This is a genomic window from Echinicola soli, assembly GCF_006575665.1.
GTDB lineage: Bacteria > Bacteroidota > Bacteroidia > Cytophagales > Cyclobacteriaceae > Echinicola > Echinicola soli.
In genome coordinates, this window is the sequence record NZ_CP041253.1 from 266,046 (window position 1) to 291,856 (window position 25,811).

Here is a 25,811-nt window from a genome sequence, read left to right on the forward strand (position 1 = left end):
TTTGTGCTTATGTGAAGGGCCTTGCGGCCCAATAAGATCTAATTTAGTCGAGTGTGATTTCTAGTGCCAAACCTCTTAGTTCATGAACCAATACATTAAAGGATTCAGGAATATTTGGTTTTGGAAGGTTTTCACCTTTTACTATGGACTCGTAAGCCTTGGCTCTACCAATCACATCATCAGACTTCACGGTAAGAATTTCTTGTAGCACATGGGAAGCACCGAAGGCCTCCAATGCCCAAACCTCCATCTCTCCAAAACGCTGACCACCAAACTGGGCCTTACCACCAAGTGGCTGTTGCGTGATGAGGGAGTATGGACCAATCGATCTTGCGTGCATCTTATCATCTACCAAGTGACCCAGCTTCAGCATATAAGCGATACCTACGGTCACCGGCTGATCAAACTGCTTTCCTGTCAGACCATCATATAGATACGTCCTTCCGAAGGAAGGCAAACCTGCCAGATCCAGTTCTGCAGCTACTTCTTCAGTGGTAGCACCATCAAAGATTGGTGTTGCATATTTCTTGTTCAGTTTCTGTCCGGCCCAAGCAAGCACCGTCTCAAATATCTGCCCAATGTTCATACGGGAAGGTACACCCAGCGGATTTAGCACGATGTCCATTGGCGTTCCGTCTTCCAGGAACGGCATATCTTCATCACGCACGATTTTCGCCACAATACCTTTATTACCGTGACGACCCGCCATCTTATCACCTACTTTTAGCTTACGCTTCTTAGCCACGTAAACTTTGGCAAGTCTGACGATTCCGGCAGGAAGTTCATCACCTACTTCCAGGGTAAACCTGTCTCGCTTAAACCTACCAGAGATTTCATTTCTGGTATTGGTATAGTTTTTCACCAATTGCTGGATCAAGCTGTTGGTGTGCTCATCTTCTGTCCAGTCATCAAGGATGATATCTGAAATAAGATTCGCTTCCTCCGGTACATTATAGTTACTCTCATCCCTGTACGGATTCTTAGCAGGGAAAAGATTATTCTCTATGTTTTGGTGGTTAAACTTCACTCCTTTGCTGATGATTTCATCACCAAATTTGTGCTTAACACCCAAAGAGGTCATACCTTCCAGTATGCTGACCAATTTATTGATCATCTTAGCCCTTACTCCAAGAAGTTCCTTTGTGTAAGTTTGCTTGAGTTTTTCTACTTCCGCTTTGGCTTTTGCACGAAGGTCCTTGTCCTTTTTAGGTCTGGAGAACAACTTGGTTTCGATCACCACACCATTAAGGGATGGAGAGGCCTTAAGTGAGGCATCTTTCACATCTCCAGCTTTGTCACCAAAGATCGCTCTAAGGAGCTTTTCCTCAGGAGTAGGATCTGTTTCTCCTTTTGGTGTAATCTTACCGATAATGATATCTCCCTCTTTCAGTTCAGCACCGATACGGATAATACCATTTTCGTCCAAGTTTTTAACGGCCTCTTCTGATACGTTTGGAATTTCAGAGGTCAATTCCTCCTCACCACGCTTAGTATCCCTCACTTCTAGTTGGAACTCTTCCACGTGGATGGAAGTAAAGATATCTTCACGAACGACACGCTCGGAAATTACAATTGCATCCTCAAAGTTATATCCTTGCCATGGCATGTAAGCCACTTTAAGGTTTTTACCCAAAGCCAGTTCACCTTGGTTGGTTGAATATCCTTCTACCAGTACCTGTCCTTTGGTAACACGCTGGCCCTTCAGCACTAAAGGCGTCAGGTTAATGGTCGTATCTTGGTTAGTTCTTCTGAACTTGATAAGGTCATAAGCCTTATATTCATCACTGAAGTTCACCAATAGCTCATCGTCACTCAAGTCATACTTAATGACAATTTTCTTTGCATCCACAAAATCCACTACGCCATCAGCCTCGGCAATAATCAATGAACGGGAGTCCACTGCAGCCTTTGCTTCAAGTCCGGTACCTACGATCGGCGATTCAGCTTTCAGAAGCGGTACGGCTTGGCGCTGCATATTGGATCCCATCAGGGCACGGTTGGCATCATCATGCTCCAAGAAAGGAATCAAGGAAGCGGCCACAGATACAATCTGGTTTGGCGCTACGTCCATATAACTGATTTCCTTCGGCTCGAGCACAGGGAAGTCACCTTCATAGCGCGCCTTTACACGGTCATTCACAAAGCTGCCATCAGCCTCCAATGGCGCATTGGCCTGTGCAATGTTATTATTGTCCTCTTCTTCAGCAGTAAGGAAAACGATATCTTCTGTCTTCATACCGGCCTTTCCTGCCTTCACCTTTCTGTATGGTGTTTCCAAGAAGCCCATGGAGTTCACTTTGGCATGCACACAAAGGGAGGAAATCAATCCAATATTTGGCCCCTCTGGTGTCTCAATGGTACACAGACGACCATAGTGGGTATAGTGAACGTCACGTACCTCAAATCCTGCTCGTTCTCTGGATAGACCACCTGGTCCCAAAGCGGACAACCTACGTTTGTGCGTAAGCTCTGCCAACGGGTTGGTCTGGTCCATAAACTGAGATAGCTGGTTAGTTCCGAAGAAAGAGTTGATCACTGAGGAAAGAGTCCTTGCATTGATCAGGTCCACGGGCTTAAAGTCCTCGTTGTCCCTTACATTCATTCTTTCACGGATGGTTCTTGCCATTCTGGCAAGTCCTACACCGAACTGGCTATATAATTGCTCCCCAACGGTTCTTACTCTCCTGTTACTCAAGTGATCAATATCATCGACCACTGCCTTGGAGTTGATAAGACCAATCAGGTATTTTACGATGTTAATAATATCTTCCGTGGTCAGAACAATCTTCTCCGCCTCAATATCAAGACCGAGTTTTTTATTGATTCTGTAACGACCTACTTCACCAAGATCATATCGCTTATCTGAGAAGAACAGGCCATGGATGACCTCTCTTGCAGTGGCCTCATCTGGAGCCTCTGTATTACGCAACTGGCGGTAGATTACCTCAACTGCTTCTTTCTCCGAGTTGGAATTGTCTTTCTGAAGTGTATTATAGATGATGGAATAATCAGCGATGTTTACATCATCACGGTGAAGGATCACACTCTTGGCACCTGAATCAAGGATCAATTCGATATCCTCATCGGTCAGCACAGAATCCCTCTCCAACAATACTTCGTTTCGGTCAATAGAAACTACTTCCCCGGTATCCTCATCTACAAAGTCTTCCACCCAAGTTTTCAAAACACGGGCGGCTAGTTTTCTACCGACAATTTTCTTAAGGTTGGACTTATTGGCTTCAATTTCCTCTGACAGCCCAAATAGATCCAAGATAGCTTTATCCGAACCATAACCAATAGCTCTCAAAAGAGTGGTAACTGGGAATTTCTTCTTTCTGTCAATGTAGGCATACATGACATTGTTGATATCCGTAGCGAATTCTATCCAAGATCCTTTGAAAGGAATAATCCTGGCAGAATACAGCTTGGTACCGTTTGTGTGTTTACTTTGCGCAAAGAACACCCCTGGAGACCTATGAAGCTGGGATACAATTACCCTTTCCGCGCCGTTAATGACAAAAGAGCCTTTCTCGGTCATATACGGAAGGTTTCCCAAGAATACTTCCTGTTCTATTGTTTCAAAATCTTCATTGTCCTCATCAGAGCACAACAAGCGAAGCTTTGCCTTCAATGGAACAGAGTAAGTCAACCCTCTGTCAATACATTCACCCACACTATATTTAGGCGGATCTACGGTATAATCAATAAATTCAAGTGTGAAGTTTTCTCTCGAGTCACTTATTGGGAAGTTCTCAGAGAACACCTTGAAAAGCCCATCCTGTCTCCTCTTTTCAGCGGGAGTATCCAATTGGAAAAAATCTTTGAATGATTGTAACTGGATGTCGAGGAAATCCGGATAGTCTTTGACCACCTTAATAGATGAGAAACTTTTCCTTTCGGTTTGATTCTGGATAGCCAAGGCAGTATATGTTTATAGTGATAATAAATAACTGAATGCGGCAATTTCCGCTTAGAATAGTGCAATTTTAAAACTGTGCACAAACAGGAAAAGACCTGACTTAAAAGTCAGGTCTAATCAATAACCTACATCCAATCAGATGAGGTTATTCAAATTATTTAAGCTCTACTTCAGCACCAGCTTCCTCAAGTTGCTTCTTAAGTGCTTCTGCTTCGTCTTTTGCAATACCTTCTTTGATTGCCTTAGGAGCGCTGTCTACTACTTCTTTAGCTTCCTTAAGACCAAGGCCGGTCAATTCTTTAACCAATTTCACTACTGCAAGCTTTTGTCCACCAGCAGCTTTAAGAACTACATCGAAAGAAGATTTTTCTTCTTCACCAGCACCTTCACCAGCACCACCAGCTACCATTACTGGAGCAGCTGCAGCAGCAGGTTCGATACCATACTCTTCTTTCAATATTTCGGCTAATTCACTAACCTCTTTAACAGTCAAGTTAACTAACTGCTCAGCGAATGCTTTAAGATCTGCCATTGTATTATTATTTAAAATTAACTGATTTTTTTACTTAATTGATTTGAATGATATTATGATTCTCTTTCAGAAAGAGTTTTAACAAGCCCTGCCAATGTATCTTTTCCACTCTGTAGAGCAGATATAACGTTTTTGGCTGGAGACTGAAGCAATCCGATAACTTCGCCCAATAGCTCTTCTTTGGATTTCAAAGAAGCCAACATGTCGAGATTGTTTTCACCAATCACTACATCGCTGTCAATTGAAGCGCCTTTGAATACGGGTCTTGTCTCTTTAGAACCTGCTTTTTTTCGATAGTCCTTGATTACTTTTGCAGGCAAGTTTGCTGTCTCTGACGCAAAAATGATTCCTGAAAAGCCTTTAAGAACACTGTCTAATTCTGAGAAGTCTGCATCAAGATTATTCAGAGCTTGTTTAATAAACGTGTTTTTGTATACACGGTATTCAACTCCTTTCTCATAACACATTCTTCTGAAAGTATTTACCTGAGCAACGGTGAAACCTGAGGCATCTGTGATATAGAAATGCGGAGTTTCTTTGAATTTCTCGGTAAGACTTTCGATTATTGTTTTCTTTTCCTCTCTAGTCATAATTAAATACCTTGAATACTCCCCTTATCAATTGCAATACCAGGAGACATTGTGCTAGATAAATGTATACTCTTGAAGTATGTACCTTTAGAAGATGCAGGCTTCAATTTAGAAATTGTATTGATGAGTTCCTGGGCGTTCTCTTGGATCTTATCAGAATCAAAAGAAACTTTACCTACACTTGCGTGTACAATACCGAACTTATCTACTTTAAAATCTATTTTACCACCTTTTACTTCTTTCACTGCTTTCCCCACTTCTAGGGTTACAGTTCCAGACTTAGGGTTAGGCATTAGGCCTCTAGGACCCAGCACTCTACCTAATCTACCTACTTTAGCCATTACGTTGGGCATGGTGATGATCACATCGATATCAGTCCATCCACCTTCGATTTTGGCAATATAGTCATCCAAGCCGACGTAGTCAGCTCCAGCTTCTTTCGCTTCTTCTTCCTTGTCCGGAGTGCAAAGTACCAATACTTTTACATCTTTTCCGGTACCATGGGGCAAAGCAACCACGCCTCTTACCATTTGATCAGCTTTTCTAGGATCTACACCCAAACGGATGTCAAGATCCACAGAAGCGTCAAATTTCACAGCAGTGATGTCCTTGACGATCGAAGAAGCCTCAGTAAGGGAGTACTGCTGGCTTGGGTCGTACTTAGAAAGAGCTTCTTTTTGCTTTTTTGTTAACTTAGCCATTGTTTTATGTTTATTCCTCCCAAGGAGCTTTTCCTGAAACTGTGATTCCCATACTTCTTGCCGTTCCTGCAACCATTTTCATTGCGGACTCCACCTTAAAGGCGTTCAAGTCAGGCATCTTCACCTCAGCAATTTCTTTTACCTGATCCCAGGATACTGAACCTACTTTTTTCCTGTTTGGCTCTGGAGAACCTCCTTTTAACTTCGCAGCCTCTAACAGCAAGTTTGCCGCTGGAGGAGTTTTGATCACGAAATCAAAGGACTTGTCAGAATAAATCGTAACAAGGACAGGTAGAAGTTGACCCATTTTTTCCTGAGTTCTGGCATTAAATTGCTTACAGAACTCCATGATGTTCAAACCCTTGGCACCAAGGGCCGGACCAACAGGAGGAGATGGATTTGCCTGGCCACCTTTCACCTGTAATTTCAGATAACCAGTAATTTCCTTAGCCATTTCCTAGTCTTGTTTTTCTACTTGCATAAAGTTTAACTCAACAGGGGTATTTCGTCCGAAAATCTTAACCATAACATTAAGCTTTTTCTTGTCCTCAAACACCTCTTCTATCGTTCCCGAGAAACCACTAAAGGGACCATCCATTACATTAATGGTCTCTCCGACTATATATGGCGTATCAAGCTTCTCGGCAAACTCATCAATCCCTTCAACCCTACCTAAGATACGGTTGATCTCTGATTGTCGTAATGGCTCAGGAGTCTTGGAAGCTCCTCCTGCGTTTGCACCTAGAAACCCGATAACACCCGGGATACTCGTGATTACGTGATTGGCTTCACCATGGGACAAATCCGCATTAACCAAAACATAGCCAGGAAAGAAGTTTCTCTCTCTGACTCTCTTTTTGCCATTGCGCATTTCATATACTTTTTCAGAAGGTATTAACACCTCGGGAATATAATCCTCCAGTTTCTGCCGGGTGATTTCGTTGTCCAAATAAGATTTGGCCTTCTTCTCTTGCCCTGCTACCACTCTGAGTACATACCATTTATGTTCTGCCATCAGTAACTATTGATTCTATTTAGAATAAATCATAAAACCATTTCATGATGTTCTCAAAGCCCAAATTAATCAAGCCGATAACTACAGCAAAGATCAAAGAGGCAACAAGAACCAGCACAGCATTGCTTTGCAATGAAGAATATTTAGGCCATGTAACCTTGTTCTTCATTTCGTCTATTGACTCTACAACAAAGTTTTTTACGTTCATGTTCTATGATTTTAATTGCACGGGCAGAGAGATTCGAACTCCCATCAACGGTTTTGGAGACCGCTATTCTGCCATTGAACTATGCCCGTGTTTTTCCTTTTACAATCCAAAAGGAACGCAAAAGTAGGTAATAATATATAAAGAAACAAATGCGATCCTGAAAAATTCAGAATCGCATTTTATATATCTTGATCAATTATGATTAGTCAAGAATTTCAGTTACCTGACCGGCTCCTACTGTTCTACCACCCTCACGGATTGCGAAACGTAGACCTTTTTCCAAGGCAACTTTGTTGATCAATTGTACTTCCATAGTGATGTTATCACCTGGCATTACCATCTCAACGTTCTCTGGAAGTTTTACTTCTCCAGTTACGTCTGTGGTTCTCAAGTAGAACTGTGGACGGTATTTGTTAAAGAATGGAGTGTGACGTCCACCTTCTTCTTTAGACAGTACGTAAACCTCAGCTTTGAATAGAGAGTGAGGAGTTACAGAACCTGGCTTACAGATGATCATACCTCTCTTGATCTGAGCTTTCTCAATACCTCTTAGAAGTAGACCTACGTTGTCACCAGCTTCACCTCTGTCCAAAATCTTACGGAACATCTCCACACCAGTTACGGTAGACTTAAGACCTTCAGCTCCCATACCGATGATATCAACTGCATCACCAGAGTTGATCACACCTCTTTCTATTCTACCAGTAGCCACAGTACCACGACCAGTGATCGAGAATACGTCCTCTACAGGCATCAAGAAGTCTTTGTCAATAAGACGCTCTGGAAGTGGAATGTAGCTATCTACAGCTTCCATCAATTCCATTACTTTTTCTTCCCACTTGTCTTCACCGTTAAGGGCGCCAAGTGCTGAACCTTGGATAACGGGGATGTTGTCTCCGTCGAAGTCATAGAAAGAAAGCAATTCTCTTACTTCCATATCTACAAGCTCAAGAAGCTCTTCGTCATCTACCAAGTCAACTTTGTTCAAGAAAACAACTAGTGCTGGTACACCTACCTGACGAGCAAGAAGGATGTGCTCTCTAGTTTGAGGCATTGGTCCGTCAGTGGCAGCAACTACTAGAATAGCACCGTCCATCTGCGCAGCACCAGTTACCATGTTTTTCACGTAGTCAGCGTGACCAGGACAGTCAACGTGTGCATAGTGTCTTGATTCAGTTTGATACTCTACGTGTGAAGTATTGATAGTGATACCTCTTTCTTTCTCTTCTGGAGCATTATCGATAGAAGAGAAGTCTCTTAATTCAGAAAGACCCTTTCTAGCCAATACAGTTGTAATGGCAGCAGTCAAGGTAGTCTTACCGTGATCGACGTGACCAATAGTACCGATATTTACGTGCGGTTTGGAACGGTCAAAGGTTGCTTTTGCCATGCGTGAAAATCCTCTGTTTAGTTAATGATATGAATTAGTTAAATTATGCTAATGTCATTGAGCCAACGATGGGATTTGAACCCATGACCTCTTCCTTACCAAGGAAGCACTCTACCCCTGAGCTACGTCGGCTGATAACATCGATTATCTATGCTTTACAAATAAGCATAGAGCGGGAGACGAGGCTCGAACCCGCGACCTGCAGCTTGGAAGGCTGCCGCTCTACCAACTGAGCTACTCCCGCTTATTACTCTATCTAGTTTTTCTATACTGACACCCCGACCTTGAATCTCGAAAGTCAATAATAACACTTCGTGATCTTACAGCTGGGCATATTTTTTACATACCAAAATCTTGCAAAAGAATATCAACTCTTGACAATAGTTTCAATCGTCGTCTTACTTTTTGAAAAACTTTTGCTGTACGATTTCCACAAATTTAGAAAAATCCGTGGAAATATAAAGTGTGGGGGAAACAGGATTCGAACCTGTGAAGACATAAGTCAACGGATTTACAGTCCGTCCCAGTTGGCCGCTTTGGTATTCCCCCAAATCAGTATTTCAATTCGTTAAGCCCTTTTTCGAACGCGTTTGTCCTTTTTTGTTTGTCTTAACGGATGGCAAAATTATACCCTTTTCTGAAACATTCAAAATATTGCACAAAAATTCCTTAAGTTTTTTTCGTGCTTTTTATTAAGTTTTTCGAAATCAGGTAATTAATTTTCTTCTTGATAGGGTGCCAAGAAATACTTTTCGCTGTTCTTGATGGATGCATCGGGTTCATGGTCGAAAATATCATTGATTTTTACCTGTACGCCTTCCTCATCAATAAAACCAAAAAGGGCCTGAAAAGCTGCAAATCTCACATAAGATGCTGTGTGGTTCATCCCTGTCTGATAAAGCCTCTCAATGGCCCTATCACTGTCCTCGCCTGGTAGCTTAACAAAATAATCCCCATAGTAGCCGATCAGATAATATAAATCTTTACCGGATGTACGGTCATAAACTTCATGTAACCACGCTCCCTTCCCCGCAACTTCCTGTTGCGTGAAAAAATCGATCAGGGGAATTATCATTCGAATACTCTGTTCATCTTGGAATGCACTTGCCACTGTTTCTTTTTCGATCCCATCGCCCTCCATTTGCAGATAAGCATCCAGTGCTGCTCCGGCCACATAGTATGAGGAATCCTCCATCCAAAGCATGTATTGGTCTGCATAATGATCCCCTCCAATCGCCGCCAATGCGGTAATGGCACTCGCCCGGACACTGTTACTTTTGTCCTGGCTTGCTAGCGCCACTAAAGCTTCCTCCATCCCAAATGATGAAATGCTACTTCCGAAGTTATTCAGGGTAACTTCTCTAATCGGCCAGAAATCATCTTCCAGCCCCAAACTCACCAACTTCCGCACATCTGTTGTGTCCAAAGACCGCTGGCCTAGGCTATCCAAGGCTTCATACCGCGCCACACCAAACCGTGACTCGCTAAATTGTGCCCTCAACTGATCATCACTTCTGGTGGTCTGCTTTTCTGCGAGGAGCACTTTTCGCTCATCAAAATAGGCCTCGGTGATAGGAATATTATTATCCAATTGAAATTCCCCTTGCTTTCCCCTCAGGACAAATTCCTTCGCAAACCGCTTCCCTCCTGCATACCAGCTCACTTCAAAAGGCAAAACATATAATGGGGTATTTTCCAGGTCCTGCTGCTGCGTCACTGTCAACAACACATTATCTGGCTGACTGTAGTCAAAATCAATATCCAAGACAGGGTGGCCTGACGCCAAAAACCACTGGTTAAAAAACCAGTTCAGGTCTTTGCCGCTGACTTCTTCCAGTGCCAACCTGAGATCATGCACCTCCACGGCACGAAAAGCATGCTTGGTCAGGTAATTTTTCAGTCCTGTAAAGAATGCTTTATCTCCCAAATAGTCCCGCAACATATGCAGCACCCTTCCTCCTTTCGCGTAAGAGTGACTGTCAAACATTTCCTCATTGTGTTCATATTCAAAGCGGATCAGGTCCACTTGCTTTTCTTCCGCTTCCCAAAGATAGGTTTCCAGCTCTCCGATATGGTGAAGGTCTGCCGCGTCCCTTCCCTCTTTGTGCTCGTACCACAAGTATTCTCCATAATTGGCAAACGCCTCATTTAGTGGTAAATTTGACCAGGACTCTGTGGTCACGTAGTCACCAAACCAATGATGAAAAAGCTCATGGGCAATAATCCCATCATATTCACTGTCAATCGCTTCCCGAGCATTCATATTGAGCTCCTCCATAAAAATAGAAACAGTGGTGTTTTCCATGGCTCCCGACACGAAATCCCTCACCACCACCTGATCGTACTTCGGCCAGGGATAAGGTACCCCCAGCAATTTTGAGTAAAAGTCCATCATCTCAGGTGTCCTGCCAAACACTTTTCCAGCTCCTTCGGCAAATTGCTTTTCCACATAATAACCCAGCGGGATACCGTTCCACTGGGAGGATACATGCTCAAATTCCCCTACAGCAAAAGCCACCAAATAGGGAGCTGAAGGCTGTTCCATCACCCAATGATCGGTACGCATGCCATTTTCAGACTTCTCTTGCGCTACCAGTTCACCATTGCTGACCGTGGTGAATTTTTCCTCTACGGTAAGTTTTAGGTCATGGGTAGCGCGCTCATTTGGGGTGTCGATGGTCGGAAACCACTTTGAATTATGATCAGTTTCTCCCTGTGTCCATACTTGAACCGGCTTTGCTTCTTCCCCAGTGGGATTAATAAAATAAAGGCCTTGGGTATCGGTGATTGCCGCGCTTCCCTTCCCGCTATTCCTACTCGGATGGGCTGTATAGCTGATATGTATAGAAAGGGTATCCTCAGCGGTATAGGTCTCTGGAAGCCGTATTTCCAACTGCTGGGAATCATACCTAAATTCCAGATGCTGGTGAGAAGTACCTAAACTGACTGTGTGAAGATCAAAATCCTGCGCATCCAGCATCAAATTGTTTTGAGGATAGAAGTAAGGCCTCAACAATAATTCCACCTCCCCATGCACCAACTGCCTTTGCCTGTCAAAGCTTAGATCCAGCGAAGTATGAAGCAAATCAAACTTCCTTTCGGGTGTGGCTCTATAATTGCTTAGGACGTTTTCCCGCTCCATTACCAAGCCCCGAACATCACCTGAACCCTTCTTTTCAATCACCGGTAATGGCTGCTCACTGGCTGACGGGACGGTGGATTTTCGGACACTGCATGCACCCCACAACATCACTCCCATTAAAAAAGGGAAAGAGAATCTAACATTCATAAAGGCCAATTAAAGATAAATTGTATATTTAAAGTCAAAACAGCACAAATGTACTCAGTTACCGTAAACGAAAAAAACTTTAGTATTGAACAGGACGGTGGAGACTTTTTGATTAACGGGACCGCCGTGGACTGGGAGATAAACCCAATAGATAACCGTCATTTTCATATCATCAGAGGTCACAAATCTTACGTAGTGGAACTGGTAAGGCTGGATGCTGCCAAAAAAGAGTTGACGTTAAAGATCAACAACAAATCAGCGGAGGTCAAGATCAAGGACAAATTTGATCTCTTATTGGAAAAACTGGGCATGAATGGCCAGGCAAACACCAAGCTAAGCTCCGTTATGGCCCCTATGCCAGGACTGATCCTGGAAATCAATGTTCAGGAAGGGGATATCGTAAAAAAAGACCAACCAATGGTAATTTTGGAAGCCATGAAAATGGAGAATATCATCAAGGCTCCTGGAGATGGCACTGTCAGAAAAATACTGGTTGCCACAGGGCAAAGTGTAGAAAAAAAACAAATCTTGATACAATTTTAGAAACGATCGTTTAGTTTTCTAAGCTCAAGAATTTATATTTGTCGAGTTTATCTATTCATCAATAAAACAACAATTGGCAGGCTAGCTAACCAACTTTACTTATGAAATACAAACGAATTCTGCTCAAGCTCAGCGGTGAGGCTTTAATGGGACCCAATGGCTACGGCATTGACTCCAATAAATTAAAGCAATACACCCAGGAAATCAAAAAAGTGAAAGAACTGGGCGTCGAACTCGCCATTGTCATCGGAGGCGGAAACATTTTTAGGGGTGTCCAAGGAGAAAAAGTAGGTATAGACCGCGTACAGGGCGATTACATGGGAATGCTTGCCACACTTATCAATGCCATGGCCCTACAAAGTTCCTTGGAACAAAACGAGATGTACACCAGGCTCATGTCAGGCATCAAGATCGAGAGTGTCTGCGAACCCTTTATCCGTAGAAGGGCCATCCGCCACTTGGAAAAAGGCAGAATTGTGATCTTTGGCGCAGGAATAGGCAATCCTTACTTCACTACTGATTCTACCGCCAGCCTTAGGGCAATTGAAATCGAAGCCGATGTGGTACTGAAAGGCACGCGCGTAGACGGTGTCTATACTGCCGATCCGGAAAAAGACAAAACCGCAGAAAGATATACCAATATATCCTTCCAAGAAGTGTACGAAAAGAACCTAAATGTCATGGACATGACAGCATTTACACTCTGCCAGGAAAACAACCTGCCCATTATTGTATTTGACATGAACAAGGCCGGCAACCTGGAAGATTTGGTAAAAGGAGAAGAAGTTGGTACTTTAATCACCTCAAATTAAGTAAACATAAAGATGGAAGAGATACAGTTAGAGCTCGAGGCAGCAAAGGAACAAATGCAAAAAGCTGTCGACCATACAGTGAATGAACTCCTCAAAATTAGAGCTGGTAAAGCCATGCCCAATTTGGTGGATGGTATTATGGTGGATTATTATGGATCCGCTACGCCCATTCAGCAGGTGGCCTCGGTCAACACTCCCGATGCCAGAACATTGGCCATCAAACCCTGGGAGAAAAACCTCATCGGTGAGATAGAGAAAGCCATCATCAACTCCGACTTGGGACTTGCCCCCCAAAACAATGGTGAAATCGTCATCCTCACCATTCCGCCACTAACTGAAGAGCGCAGAAAAGACTTGGTAAAGTACGCCAAAAACGAATGCGAAAACGGTAAGATCAGCATCCGGAGTGCCCGGAAAGAGACCAATGATTCACTGAAAAAACTCCAAAAAGAAGGTGTTTCGGAAGATGATGTCAAAAGAGCAGAAGATAAAGTCCAAAAACTAACCGACGATTTCTCTGCCAAAATTGACGCCCTATTCGAGAAAAAAGAAGCCGATATCATGAAGGTGTAGTTTAGTGCCTTTGCATTACAAAAGCGGGCCACGGATACATAGCCTGCCCCGACCCATCGGGGAATATTTTATCAGTGTAACCGTGGCCTGTTTTCTTTCCTCTCAGTATTAGGCTTTGGAGAATCATATGGAATAGTTTTTTTTGCCCCAGCAACCTTGCTTCATCCGCCTTTAACAATACCCTTCTCTCAGTCACACAACTGCCATTCCTATCACCTGTGCTAACTTTTTTCAGCGATCCCACCTACTCTCCAAAGTCCACATTGATAAAGGTCGCTATGCCCAGTCTCACACCTCCACGTGAATATTCTCCATTCTCAAATCCTGCTCCCACTTCCACCCGGAATATACGAAACAGATTGTCCAAGGAATATCCCACCTCCCAGTAATGCGGAGAATTTACTGTCTTCAGGTAGTTGAAAAACACATTTTCCCTGAGCCCTGAAAATCGCAGCATCGGCAACTGAGTCAGCAAAAATTTCCTGAACTGATAGTGGATAATACCACTGATATAATCTCCTTTAGTACTGAATTTGTAATAGTCCATAAAACGGTAGTTGCTCACTGTTCCCATATTGCTGAAAATGGTCCTGTTACCGCCAAAATGCTCATAATCCATAAAGTACACTTGGTCAGCATTCAGGAAGGAGCCTGCTCTTACGTTAAAATCCAGCTCGCCACTGACCCCAAATTCAAAGCTGTGCTTTACCCCTAGCTCCAACTGGTCAAAATCCGCACTTCCTTCCCCGAGCCCCACATTGGCAATACCTTTATGGTAGCGCAGGCTGACCACTGGAGCAGTATTGCCCAATGGGTACTTTTTATCATTTCTCACATAATATTTCAGTCCCGGACGCCAGTTAAATTCTGCGTTAAGTAGCAAAGATTCATTTGATTGGAACGCGGCTTCATCTGTCTCTATATTTTCAGGCTCATTGGAACTATAATCCCGACCTGTTTTCTTGTAAAAACTATAGTTCGACTGGTTGGTGAGCATCCCCCGATCAGCATAGGTCAATGATAAATTATAGGAAAACGCATCCTTTGGCCGATGGTCCATGTAGAACCTTACAAATTGCTGGTTGTAAAGCTTCATGTAATTTTGCCTCAGCAATAAAGAGTAAGCAGCATTCACCAGCTCATTGATCGGGTTTTCTCCATTAAACTGATAAATGTATTTTCCTGCTGTCAGGCCATACAGAAACCTAGCACGGTCCTGTTTCCAGGACTTTTGGAAATCCAAGGTACCATACCACTGCTTACTGGAAAATCCGTAACGCACCTCCGGACTTATCTTCCAGGTGCTTGTTCGCTTAGAGGCACTGTCCATCCGGATCACTTGATAATCTCCCCCAAAACCAAACTTAAATCCTTCCACCGTATTAAAAGACAGTTTGGTAAAATTGGCATCAAACCCAGCTGACCTACCGCCTCCGAAGTGATATGTTCCTCCACCCAAGACATCCAGTGGATTGAAGGACTTTTTGGCCTTCTTGGCAATGGAATCCACCTCACTTTTCTTGGCCTCCTCCACTATGGCCAAGCTGTCATCACGGTGATAGCCCCTCGTTTCCTTTTCGGTAAGCTTTACCGGACGGATGCTGTCCCAATAGGCTATGCTCCGCTCATGGGCCATGGAGTCCACTTTATGATTCCTGACCACGGCTACATCGGCGTTTTTCCGTTGCTTCTCCTGTTCCTTTTCGTATTGGTTGATCATTTTACGAAAATCCTTCCGGGACATTTTACTGGCATCGGTGATTTGCTCCTGGGCAGGTGTTTTCCGCTCAAAAATCTCCACCTCTTCAGGAATATCCTCAACGTTTTCGTCCAAAATTTCTGTCTCGGCTACTAAATCCGGGTTAAGGGAGATCTGGTAATCCCTGGTGGACGCGAGATATTTGTAATGCCCTTTAAACCCAAAAAAACTTCCCCCAAAGGTATAAACATGCGTTAACGGCATCCACACACCTTCATCCACCGGCGCATACTGTTGTGTCACCCCTACGTCAAATCCCATGATGGAGGTTTTCAGCCTTAGGCTATGAATGGCCCACAGGTCTTCGATAATATAAATATGCCCTTCAAAAACCTGCTCTCCCCGGGAGCGCGGGGTCACTTGGACCTTATTGACCAATACACCATTTTCGAAAAAAGTCCCCTCATGCTTAAACCGATAATATGAAAACGCATACCTGCTGAGCGGAGATACCACATCATTGATCTTGTCCTGATAAAAAGATGCTCCGATGTATGGGGCGGGATCCGTTTGGTTACTTTCTCCAGAAGAGCGAATACTGATTACTTTTTCACTCAGTTCATTGGGTTGTTTGAAGGTAATTTCAGAAACAGACTCAGAGGTATAGGCTTCATTTAGCGAAATCCCTTCCTCCTTCAGCTTTTTCTTTAAAAAAAAAGGGGCATCGGTCAACTCCCCGGTACCTTTAATGTACACTTTCATGGTATATTCGGCCACCTGCAGTCGATGATACTTGGCTTTGGCAATGGCTTTTCTCATCACCGTAAGCGCAGGATCTTCGGCACCGCCCTTTACTTCCACTTCTTCCATGGCATAGGTCTGGGAGGCCAAGGCCACATCCAGCTGCACCCAACCATCCTTTACCTCCACTGTTCGCTGCTGGGTTTCGTAGCCCAGGTGCCTGACGATTATATCATAATGCCCCGGAGCCAATGCGTATTCAAATGCTCCATTTTGATTTGTCGGAATCCCATCATTAAGGTTCCTCACAAACACCGAGGCATAGGCCACTGGCTCTCCATCCTCGGTAAGCACCTTGCCCCGGATACCTTGACCTAGGACTGTAGGCATTTTCCATAGACAGACCGTCAGAAAAATCGCCATTGATCGCAGTAAAAAACTTCTCATAAGAACTGTAGACTTTTACAGGGAGAAATTAAGCATTTAAAATCAAAACCCTTCAAAAACAGGCCATCTCTTGACATACTTTAACAAAAAGAATATCACAGCAGAAAGAAAAAAGTACAGGCATAAAAAAAGCTTCCTAAGAAGCATCGAAATAAAGAACGGACAGCTATGAGCTGCCAATTCTTTCCTTTTATTTAAACCTTACGCGATAAATATACCTTTGCTGTGAAATAAATCAAAATTTTAAGAGAAGTAAATCTCCAAAGCTCCATTTTTTGGGCAAAAGCCTTTCTGACCTTTTCCATTTTACCGCAACTAAAGCGATCACCCTCCCTATCATACCCCAGGCACATAAAAGAGACTATCCGATGGTAATTATCACGTATTATGGAAACCATTCCGGCTTTGCCTATCCCTTTCACCAGTATTTCCAAACACGCTGTTCCTCGCGTGAGGCGAGGAAGCTATTGCGAACACCAATAGAATAAAATAGAAGCCAAAAGTCAATGGCAACAGCCTCAGTTCGATCATAAAAACCGTTTACATCAGCAAAAACACAATTTGAACATAAACGAACCATAATCTTCAGGATGATATTTGTCAAAAACACACTTTTAACAAATATTAACACAGCAATCGGTTCCGGTTAAAGATGCCTAATTGAATAATTATATTTTTTCAATAATCAATAATAAAACAATAGATTTTATAGAAATTTTTAAATATTAATAGCAGGAAACGTAAAATATAGTTTTGTTTTTCTCCAAATATTAAATCACTTTAGTAAAAGCAATAAATCATTTTAATAACCCTTTTAACATTAACCCACATGACTCAAACTTTACGGAAGCTAAGAGTCCTTTTGCTATGTTTATTTTTTTCTGCCAGTTGGCAGATGGTAGCATTTGGGCAAGGGAAAGAAGTGACAGGAAATGTTATTTCTTCCGAAGACAAGCTACCATTACCGGGTGTATCAGTTTTGGTACAAGGCACCACCCGGGGAGCAATCACCGATCTGGACGGTAATTTCAGCATCAACCTTAATGAAGGCGAAGATGTTCTTACATTTTCATTCATTGGATTTGAGACTAAAAGTGTTGCCGTCGCTAATCAATCTGAGATCTCTGTCACCCTTAACCCAGACATGCAAGCCCTGGAGGAAGTGGTGGTAGTAGGTTACGGCGAACAAAAGAAAGAAACAGTCACAGGATCAGTGACCGCCGTAAAAGGAACAGAACTGGCCAAATCCCCGGCGACAAACATTTCCAATTCCATCGCTGGCCGTATGCCCGGAGTCGTGGCCGTAAACCGTAGTGGTGAACCAGGCTATGATGGATCAGGCATCCGTATCCGGGGATCAAATACCTTAGGGAATAACGATGCCCTTATTGTAATCGACGGAATCCCTGCCAGGGCTGGCGGTTTCGAACGCCTTAACCCTAATGATATCGAAAGCATCTCGGTCCTAAAAGATGCCTCTGCGGCTATCTATGGTTCCAGGGCAGCCAATGGTGTCATCCTGGTAACCACCAAACGCGGCAGGTCCGGCAAACCGGAGCTATCCTATCAGTTTAACCAAGGCTGGGCACAACCAACTGTAATACCAGACTTGGCAAATGCCGCTCAGTACACCCAAATGCTCAATGACCTCAGCGTTTATGAGTTACCAGTGGATGAATGGCAAGCGGCCAATGATGCCTATAAAAACACAGGTGTGTACACACGTCCCAACGGTCAAGAAAGGGCAGCTCCGTACACTCCTGAAGACATCGCTGCCTACAGGGCAGGAAATGACCCCTGGAACTACCCCAACACAGACTGGTACGATGCGACCTTAAAGGAGTGGTCCCCACAGTCCAAACACAACTTACAGCTGATCGGTGGCAGTGAAAACGTAAAGTACCTGGCCTCCCTTGGTTACCAAAACCAAGATGCCTATTATAAAAACTCTGCCACAGGCTATAAGCAGTACGACCTGAGGATTAACCTTGACGCCAAGATCAATGACTATGTTAGCCTGAAATTGGGCGTACTGGGCAGAGAGGAATTCCGATTCTTCCCTACTCGGGGTGCTGGAGCAATCTTCCGTATGCAAATGCGGGGCAAACCCCATCAGCCTGCCTTCTGGCCAAATGGACTCCCGGGACCCGATATCGAAAACGGTGAAAACCCCGTGGTCATCACCACCAATGAAACGGGTTATGACCGGGACAAAAGGGACTATTTCCAGTCCAATGGAGAACTGACCATCAAAATCCCCGGTGTAGAAGGGCTGAAATTTATCGGTACCGCAGCGGTAGATAAACTCTCCAGAGATATCAAAAGATGGGAGACACCTTGGACACTTTATGAGCGAGGAAGCGGCTTCGAAGAAGATGGCGTGACCCCTGTGCTGGTTCCCAGCCAAAGGGGGCCTGCTGATCCCCGCCTGAGACAAGAGCACTTCAATCAACTCAACATCCTACTGGGCGGTGTTCTCTCCTATGAAAAGACCATCAACGAAGACCATAAACTAAACATCCTGGCCGGTACCAACCGTGAAACCGAAGAAGGAGATGATTTCTTTGCCTTTCGCAGGTATTACCTCTCTACAACAATTGATCAATTATTTGCCGGTGGTGAACTGGAAAAAGATAACGGCGGTGATGCTTATGAACGTGCCAGGCTAAACTATTTTGGACGTGTAGCCTATAACTACAAGGAAAAATATTTGGCCGAATTCCTCTGGAGATACGATGCTTCGTACATTTTCCCTGAAAACACTAGGTTTGGCTTCTTCCCCGGCATCATGTTGGGATGGGTAGCTTCTGAGGAAGACTTCTTTAAAAATGCCATCCCTGGACTGGAATTCTTCAAAATCCGTGGTAGCTGGGGCCAGATGGGAAATGATCAAGTTTATTACGACTCCAACGACGACGGGACACAGACCTTACAGGAATATCAATTCCTTTCGACCTATCTATTTGACAGCTATATCATAAACGGTGTAGAAACTAAAACTTTATACGAAAGTCGAGTGCCGAATCCCGCCATTACTTGGGAAATTGCCAACAATGCCAATATCGGGATAGAAGGGCAGCTACTTGACGGTAAGATTTACTTCGAATTTGATTATTTCTATAACAAACGTACCAATATCCTTTGGAGGAAAAACGCTTCTGTACCACAAACCACAGGAATTACCTTACCAGCCGAAAACATCGGTGAAGTCGCCAATTCTGGTTTCGACGCCTTGATGGGCTATCGTGGAAGAACCAGCGGCGGCTTTAACTACAGCGTCAGTGTAAACGGTGGCTACGCCAAAAACAAGATACTTTTCTGGGATGAGCCACCAGGTGCCCCAGATTGGCAGCTATCTACCGGCAAGCCGATGAACACCTTCCTGGTATATCAATATGACGGTGTATTCCCAGACCAGCAGTCCATCGATAACGAAGATCTGGACTATTCTGCGATCACCAATGAACTGCGTCCTGGAGATATGAGATATGTAGATTATGATAATGATGGTGCCATCACACCGGATGACCGTGTACGGATGGACCAAAACAACATCCCATTATTTCAAGGTGGTATGAACATCACTGCTTCCTATAAAAACTTTGATCTGTCCATACTCTTGCAAGGAGCATTTGGTGCCAGGCAATACGTAAGTGCTGGAGAATCAGGAAATATCGGCAACTACCTGCTGGACATCTATGAAAATCGCTGGACAGTGGACAATCCAAGCAGCGAACACCCAAGGATTGCCAACAGAAGTGACCAGTATTATTCCAATGGCAACACCTATTGGTTTAGACAAGCAGATTACATCCGGTTGAAAAACTTTGAGATCGGCTATACCCTTCCAATGGAGATCGGGGAAAAGGTGGGCATTAAAAACCTCAGGGTATTTGCCAATGGCCTGAACTTGTTCAATATCATGAACAAGCTAGAAGTAATGGATCCTGAGTCCTCCAACTCAACCGGTCAATACTACCCGCAGGCAAGAGTGATCAACACGGGGCTATCTGTTACCTTTTAAATCCTAAACTGACATGAAAATGAATAAATTCAAAAACATAACCTATCTATGCCTCCTGGCAGTGAGCTTATGGGTCATGTCCAGCTGTAATGCAGATTTTGTTAATACAGTCCCTTTGGAAGAGGTGAACTCTGAAGATGTATGGTCAGACCCGGCCCTTGCAGAAGCTGCAGTCACTGGCGCATATGCCGGCCTGGGCCAAGGAGGTTTTAATGAGCAAATGCTAGCTTCTCTTACCGATGAAGCCATCTTTACCCACCCTGGAAGAGATATTACCGTCATTACCGAAGCCAGATCCAATCCTGCAGAACCTGGCTGGATCAATAACACCTTGGAATGGGGCAATATGTACAGTAATATCAGAGCATGTAACGTAGCTATCGAAAACCTCACCGAGCCGTTATTTACAGATCAGGACTTAGCTGACCGACTGATGGGAGAGGCCAAGTTTATGCGCGCCTATTACAGCCACCAACTATTGCGCTACTACGGTGGTTTTCCAATTGTGGACAGGGCCTATGAATTGGGCGAAGATTCTTATGAAATCCCCAGAAATACCTGGGAGGAATGTATCGATTTCATCGTCGGAGACCTGGATGAGGCAGCCACCTTATTGGAAGGCAAATCCATGGATTCCGGTAGGGCAAGTAGAACAGCCGCGCTGGCCCTAAAATCCAGAATTCTGCTCTACGCCGCCAGTGACCTGCACGACATCCCTACGGCTTCCGGTCAGTCCAGCTTGATTGCCGGTTATGCCAATCCCGAATACTTGGGATACACTTCCGGCGATCGCATGTCCAGGTGGCAAAGGGCAAAAGATGCTGCCAAGGCAGTCTTGGACAATGACGAAGGTAACTTACTCAATCTCTCGGCTCCCGTCTCCCAGGAAGAAGGAATCCAGAATTATATGAACAATTCACTTTCTAAAAACGGTGGTGAGGAAGAACTGATCTTTGCGCGGTATTTTATCAATGCAAAGCAAGAAGACGGTGGACGTCAAGGCCTGTTCAATGGGCCGAACGGCTATAACAACTGGGCCGGGAACACGCCGATTCAGCATTTTGTGGATGACTATGAGATGATGGACGGTACGGAGTTTGACTGGGACAATTCAGAGCATGCCGAAGCCCCTTATAAAAACAGGGATGCACGCTTCTACGCTTCCCTGCTCTACGACGGGGCCCAGTGGAAACCACGGTCATCAGCCAATCAGTCCAAAGACCCTCTGGGACAAATCCAGACCGGACAATATGAAATCACACAAAACGGATCAATCGTAACCCATTTTGGGCTGGATACCCGTAACAGCTCCATTGAAGACTGGAACGGCTCTTACACCGGCTACTATATAAGAAAATTCACCGATCCGGATCCTGCCATCGTAGACCAAAACACCTGGCAGGAGATTCCATGGCCTTTCTTGCGCTACACTGAAGCGGTATTGAACTATGTGGAAGCCTGTATCGAACTTGGTCAGGAAGAAGAAGCTCGCACTTGGTTAAACAGAATCCGCTACCGCGTAGGCATGCCCGCCATCAACGACTCCGGTGAAGCCCTTATGGAGCGTTACCGCAATGAACGACGTGTCGAAATGGCCTACGAAGAACAACGCTACCATGACTGTCGCCGCTGGATGATTGCAGATGAGACCTTGGGAAGGAAGGCCAACGGCATCAATATCGTGGGAGAATTCAAATCAGGCCAAAGCTTGGAACTCTACCGATATGATCCTGAGATATACGATTATTCCTATCAAGTCACACCTATTGACCCGGGTAAGGAAAACCGTCAATGGCTGGATAAAATGTACTTCCTGCCAATTCACCAAAACGAGATGAACAGGAACGCCAAACTCGTACAGAACCCAGGCTACACCGAATAACCCTAACCTATTGTTTTTTCATCTAAAAGAATCTATACCATCTAAAGCAATGGTATAGATTCTTTTTATATTTAAATTCCAAACCCAACAATACCTCTATGCTAAAACGTTACCCCCAATTGGTCTGTCTTGGCTTGCTCTGCGGTATGCTCATAAACTGTAGTCAGCCAGAAGAAAGTACCGCACCGGACATCCCACCGTTATTCACCCTTCTCTCCTCCTCCCACACGCAAGTCTCCTTCAAAAACCAACTCACCGAAGGACTCAATACCAACGTCCTGATGTACGAATACTTTTACAATGGCGGTGGTGTGGCCATCGGTGATGTAAACGGCGATGGTTTGGACGATATTTATTTCACCGGAAATATGATCGCCAACAAACTTTACCTGAACAAGGGTCAGATGACGTTTGAAGATATCACTACCGGCTCTGGCACCGCCGGACGGAATAGTCCCTGGAAAACCGGCGTCACCATGGCAGATGTAAACGGAGACGGCAAACTGGACATCTACGTTTGTTACTCTGGCAACCTGAGGCCGGAAAAACGAAAAAATGAACTGTATATCAATGAAGGCAATGAAGATAACGGCCATCCAAAATTCTCAGAACAAGCTGAAAAATTCGGTATTGCCAGCAGTTCCACCAGCACACAAGGCATCTTCTTTGACTACGATAAAGATGGAGACCTGGACTTGTTCCTTCTCAATCACAACCATAAATCACTTCCCATATTGGATGAAGCCAGCACCACTGCCATCATGAAAGAAAAAGATCCAGCAGGATCGCAGCTTTTCAAAAATGACAAAGGAACATTCACCGAAGTAACAGAAGCTGCTGGCATCCAAAACTCGGCACTTTCCTATGGGCTGGGTGCTGGAGCTGCAGATATCAATGGTGACGGATGGACAGACTTATACATCTGCAATGACTACACCGCGCCCGATTACCTGTACATCAACAACCAGGACGGTACATTCACCGACCGCATTGGCAATAGCATGGGACACACTTCCCACTTCTCTATGGGCAATGATGTAGCTGATGTAAACAATGATGGGCTTCCAGACCTCTTTACACTGGACATGCTTCCTGAAGGCAATGAACGCCAAAAACTACTCATGGCCCCTGACAATTATGAGAAGTTTGACTTCAAGGTAAATATGGGCTTCCACCACCAGTACATGCGAAACATGCTGCAGGTAAACAACGGCAACAGCACATTTAGTGAAATCGGCCAGCTATCGGGGATTTCCAATACGGACTGGAGCTGGTCGGCCCAATTTGCTGATTTTGACAACGACGGTTGGAAGGATCTCTATATCACCAATGGCTACTTGCGCGACTACACCAATATGGACTTCCTCAAATTTATGGGGGATTATGTCCAAAACAATGATGGTAACATCAGACGTCAAAATGTACTGGAGCTGGTAAAGCAAATCCCCTCTTCCAACCTCCACAACTACATGTTCAAAAACAACGGAGACCTTACCTTTGACAAGGTGAGCAAAAGCTGGGGGCTGGATTATTTATCCAATAGCAACGGTGCGGCCTATGCTGATCTAGACAATGACGGTGACCTTGACCTTGTGGTAAACAATATCAATTTGGAAGCTTTCATTTTCGAAAACCAGGCAAACATGCAGCTTTCCAATAGCTACCTGAAAATCAAGCTGAATGGAGAAAAATCGAACAAATTCGGATTGGGCACTAAGGTCACTCTATACGATGAAGGGAAGACCCTATTTCAAGAACAGATGCCCGCCCGAGGCTATCAATCCAGCGTTTCTCCCGTGCTCCATTTTGGACTGGGAGAAACCGAATTTATCGATTCCCTGCAGGTGAAATGGCTGGGAGGGAAAGCCCTGACCGTCCGAAACATCGCCACCAATCAACTGATCACGCTCAACGAATCTGAAGCAGAAACCCTTGATCTTGATAAAGAACCGCCAGCACCACTTTTCAAAGAAACCAACGCTCCTTTCACTGTTAAGCTGACCCAAAACCAGCTCAATGACTTCAAACGACAGCCACTGATCGTGAATCCACTTTCCTTTGAAAGCCCTTCCCTGGCCAAAGCAGATGTCAATGGTGATGGATTAGAGGACATTTTTGTAGGTGCAGGCTCTGGTGACATTTCGAAGGTCTTTATCCAGCAAAAGAACGGGCAATTTATCACAAAAGGAGAAGACGAGTTTGCTTTGGATAAAGAAAGTGAAGACAGCTATGCTGAATTTGCGGATGTCAATGCAGATGGGTTTCCAGACTTGTATGTTTGCAGTGGCGGTTACGGTAATTTTATGCCTGCCGACACCAAACTTCAGGATCGACTTTACCTTAATGACGGAAATGGAAATTTCAAAAAACAATCCCCATCCTTACCAGAAATGCTGACCAGCACCAGCTGTGTCACCTTCCTGGACATAAATGGAGACCAAGCACCGGATATTTTCGTGGGAGGCCGAACAGTACCTGGAAAGTATCCTGAAATCCCCCGGAGTTATCTACTTGTCAATGACGGCAAAGGAAACTTTACCGATCAAACTGCCACCGTGGCTCCTGCATTGGTCAATCCAGGCATGATCACAGATTCGGCACTGGCTGATCTTAATATGGATGGCAAACCTGAACTACTTACTGTGGGAGAGTGGATGCCGGTTCAGGTTTTCACCGTTGGCAAAGGGAAATTAGAAGAAGTCACCAACCAATATTTTGACAAGGAATACAGTGGCTGGTGGAATGCCATCCATATCGATGACCTAAATGGGGACCAAAAACCTGATCTGGTATTGGGAAACCAGGGAACCAACGCCCAAATCCATGCCAGTGACGATGAACCAGCCAGTTTAATCTATAAGGATTTTGACCAAAATGGCTCCTTGGACCCTATCCTGTGCTGTTATATTCAAGGGGAAAATTATCCTTATGTCACTCGAGACGAACTACTGGATCAAATGGCGAAAATGCGCACACGCTTTCCTGACTATAAAAGTTATGCCAGTGCTAAGATCGAAGACATCTTCACCAATGAAGAGCTTAAGAACAGTAAAACACTTACCGCAAACCATCTGGCAACGGCCCTCTTCCTGAGCACAGCGTCACAAAAGTTATCCTTGGCCAACTTACCAATACAGGCTCAAAACAGCCCCGTCATGGCCATCGCCAGCGGAGACATGGACAACGACGGAAACAAGGACATTCTCCTCTGTGGTAACATCGAAAATGCAAGGCTTCGGTTTGGGAAATATGATGCCAATTATGGGCTTTTGCTAAAAGGCGATGGAAAAGGCAACTTTATAGACTTATCTCAGGCCCGTTCGGGATTCTCCCTGAAAGGTGATGTAAGAAGCATCCTTTCACTACAGGAGAAGTGGATCTTTGGGATCAACCAAGAAGGAATTGTCACTTATGCCAAAACCAACAACACCAATTAAACCCCTGAT

The 25,811-nt window shown here is 44.4% G+C and carries 16 protein-coding genes and 4 tRNA genes; 6 read left to right on the forward strand and 14 right to left on the reverse strand.

What is annotated here, in order from left to right:
• Positions 1-43: 43 nt before the first annotated feature.
• The 13 genes from rpoB to FKX85_RS01345 form a co-directional block, all read right to left on the reverse strand.
• Positions 44-3,919, reverse strand: a complete 3,876-nt coding sequence (gene rpoB / locus FKX85_RS01285) for a DNA-directed RNA polymerase subunit beta (RefSeq protein ID WP_141613018.1) — start codon at positions 3,917-3,919, stop codon at positions 44-46.
• 154 nt (positions 3,920-4,073) lie between these two features.
• Entirely contained in the window at positions 4,074-4,451 is a 378-nt protein-coding gene (gene rplL / locus FKX85_RS01290) for a 50S ribosomal protein L7/L12 (protein WP_112783436.1), read from the reverse strand.
• Between the two features lie 53 nt (positions 4,452-4,504).
• Positions 4,505-5,041: a 50S ribosomal protein L10 gene (gene rplJ / locus FKX85_RS01295; RefSeq protein WP_141613019.1), complete on the reverse strand. Its 537-nt coding sequence runs from the start codon at positions 5,039-5,041 to the stop codon at positions 4,505-4,507.
• Between the two features lie 2 nt (positions 5,042-5,043).
• Complete coding sequence (gene rplA, locus FKX85_RS01300; protein ID WP_141613020.1) at positions 5,044-5,742, reverse strand: 50S ribosomal protein L1; 699 nt, start codon at positions 5,740-5,742, stop codon at positions 5,044-5,046.
• 10 nt (positions 5,743-5,752) lie between these two features.
• Positions 5,753-6,196, reverse strand: coding sequence for a 50S ribosomal protein L11 (rplK, locus tag FKX85_RS01305; protein WP_015264128.1), 444 nt, complete (start codon positions 6,194-6,196; stop codon positions 5,753-5,755).
• 3 nt (positions 6,197-6,199) lie between these two features.
• The gene (gene nusG / locus FKX85_RS01310) at positions 6,200-6,757 is read right to left on the reverse strand and encodes a transcription termination/antitermination protein NusG (RefSeq protein WP_141613021.1); all 558 of its coding nucleotides are present in this window, start codon (positions 6,755-6,757) and stop codon (positions 6,200-6,202) included.
• 19 nt (positions 6,758-6,776) lie between these two features.
• Positions 6,777-6,965: a preprotein translocase subunit SecE gene (secE, locus tag FKX85_RS01315; protein ID WP_015264130.1), complete on the reverse strand. Its 189-nt coding sequence runs from the start codon at positions 6,963-6,965 to the stop codon at positions 6,777-6,779.
• 18 nt (positions 6,966-6,983) lie between these two features.
• Positions 6,984-7,054 (reverse strand) — tRNA-Trp (locus tag FKX85_RS01320).
• Between the two features lie 113 nt (positions 7,055-7,167).
• Positions 7,168-8,355 carry an elongation factor Tu gene (gene tuf, locus FKX85_RS01325; protein WP_141613022.1) on the reverse strand — a complete coding sequence of 396 codons (1,188 nt, stop codon included), beginning with the start codon at positions 8,353-8,355 and terminating at the stop codon, positions 7,168-7,170.
• A 60-nt stretch (positions 8,356-8,415) separates the two neighbouring features.
• Positions 8,416-8,487, reverse strand: a tRNA-Thr gene (locus FKX85_RS01330).
• 39 nt (positions 8,488-8,526) lie between these two features.
• A tRNA-Gly gene (locus FKX85_RS01335) sits at positions 8,527-8,599 on the reverse strand.
• Between the two features lie 222 nt (positions 8,600-8,821).
• Positions 8,822-8,904: transfer RNA gene (locus FKX85_RS01340), tRNA-Tyr, on the reverse strand.
• A gap of 166 nt (positions 8,905-9,070) precedes the next feature.
• The gene (locus tag FKX85_RS01345; RefSeq protein WP_141613023.1) at positions 9,071-11,644 is read right to left on the reverse strand and encodes a M1 family metallopeptidase; all 2,574 of its coding nucleotides are present in this window, start codon (positions 11,642-11,644) and stop codon (positions 9,071-9,073) included.
• Between the two features lie 48 nt (positions 11,645-11,692).
• Between FKX85_RS01345 and FKX85_RS01350 the strand changes: the two genes are divergently transcribed.
• The 3 genes from FKX85_RS01350 to frr all read left to right on the forward strand — a co-directional run bounded on the left by FKX85_RS01350 (position 11,693) and on the right by frr (position 13,572).
• Positions 11,693-12,187: an acetyl-CoA carboxylase biotin carboxyl carrier protein subunit gene (locus tag FKX85_RS01350; protein ID WP_141613024.1), complete on the forward strand. Its 495-nt coding sequence runs from the start codon at positions 11,693-11,695 to the stop codon at positions 12,185-12,187.
• 101 nt (positions 12,188-12,288) lie between these two features.
• Positions 12,289-12,999, forward strand: a complete 711-nt coding sequence (pyrH, locus tag FKX85_RS01355) for a UMP kinase (protein WP_141613025.1) — start codon at positions 12,289-12,291, stop codon at positions 12,997-12,999.
• A gap of 12 nt (positions 13,000-13,011) precedes the next feature.
• The gene (frr, locus tag FKX85_RS01360) at positions 13,012-13,572 is read left to right on the forward strand and encodes a ribosome recycling factor (RefSeq protein WP_141613026.1); all 561 of its coding nucleotides are present in this window, start codon (positions 13,012-13,014) and stop codon (positions 13,570-13,572) included.
• 244 nt (positions 13,573-13,816) lie between these two features.
• On the opposite strand, the gene FKX85_RS01365 is transcribed toward frr, so the two are convergent.
• A complete protein-coding gene (locus FKX85_RS01365; protein ID WP_141613027.1) occupies positions 13,817-16,459 on the reverse strand; it encodes a DUF5686 and carboxypeptidase regulatory-like domain-containing protein in 2,643 nt (880 codons plus the stop codon).
• Positions 16,460-17,288: 829 nt separating this feature from the next.
• On the opposite strand from FKX85_RS01365, the gene FKX85_RS01370 reads away from it, so the two are divergent.
• The 3 genes from FKX85_RS01370 to FKX85_RS01380 all read left to right on the forward strand — a co-directional run bounded on the left by FKX85_RS01370 (position 17,289) and on the right by FKX85_RS01380 (position 25,802).
• Positions 17,289-20,483 (forward strand): SusC/RagA family TonB-linked outer membrane protein, encoded by a 3,195-nt coding sequence (locus tag FKX85_RS01370; RefSeq protein WP_141613028.1) that lies wholly within the window; start codon positions 17,289-17,291, stop codon positions 20,481-20,483.
• Positions 20,484-20,502: 19 nt separating this feature from the next.
• A complete protein-coding gene (locus tag FKX85_RS01375; protein ID WP_210416894.1) occupies positions 20,503-22,365 on the forward strand; it encodes a RagB/SusD family nutrient uptake outer membrane protein in 1,863 nt (620 codons plus the stop codon).
• 98 nt (positions 22,366-22,463) lie between these two features.
• The gene (locus FKX85_RS01380) at positions 22,464-25,802 is read left to right on the forward strand and encodes a VCBS repeat-containing protein (RefSeq protein ID WP_141613030.1); all 3,339 of its coding nucleotides are present in this window, start codon (positions 22,464-22,466) and stop codon (positions 25,800-25,802) included.
• The last annotated feature ends 9 nt before the right edge of the window (positions 25,803-25,811 follow it).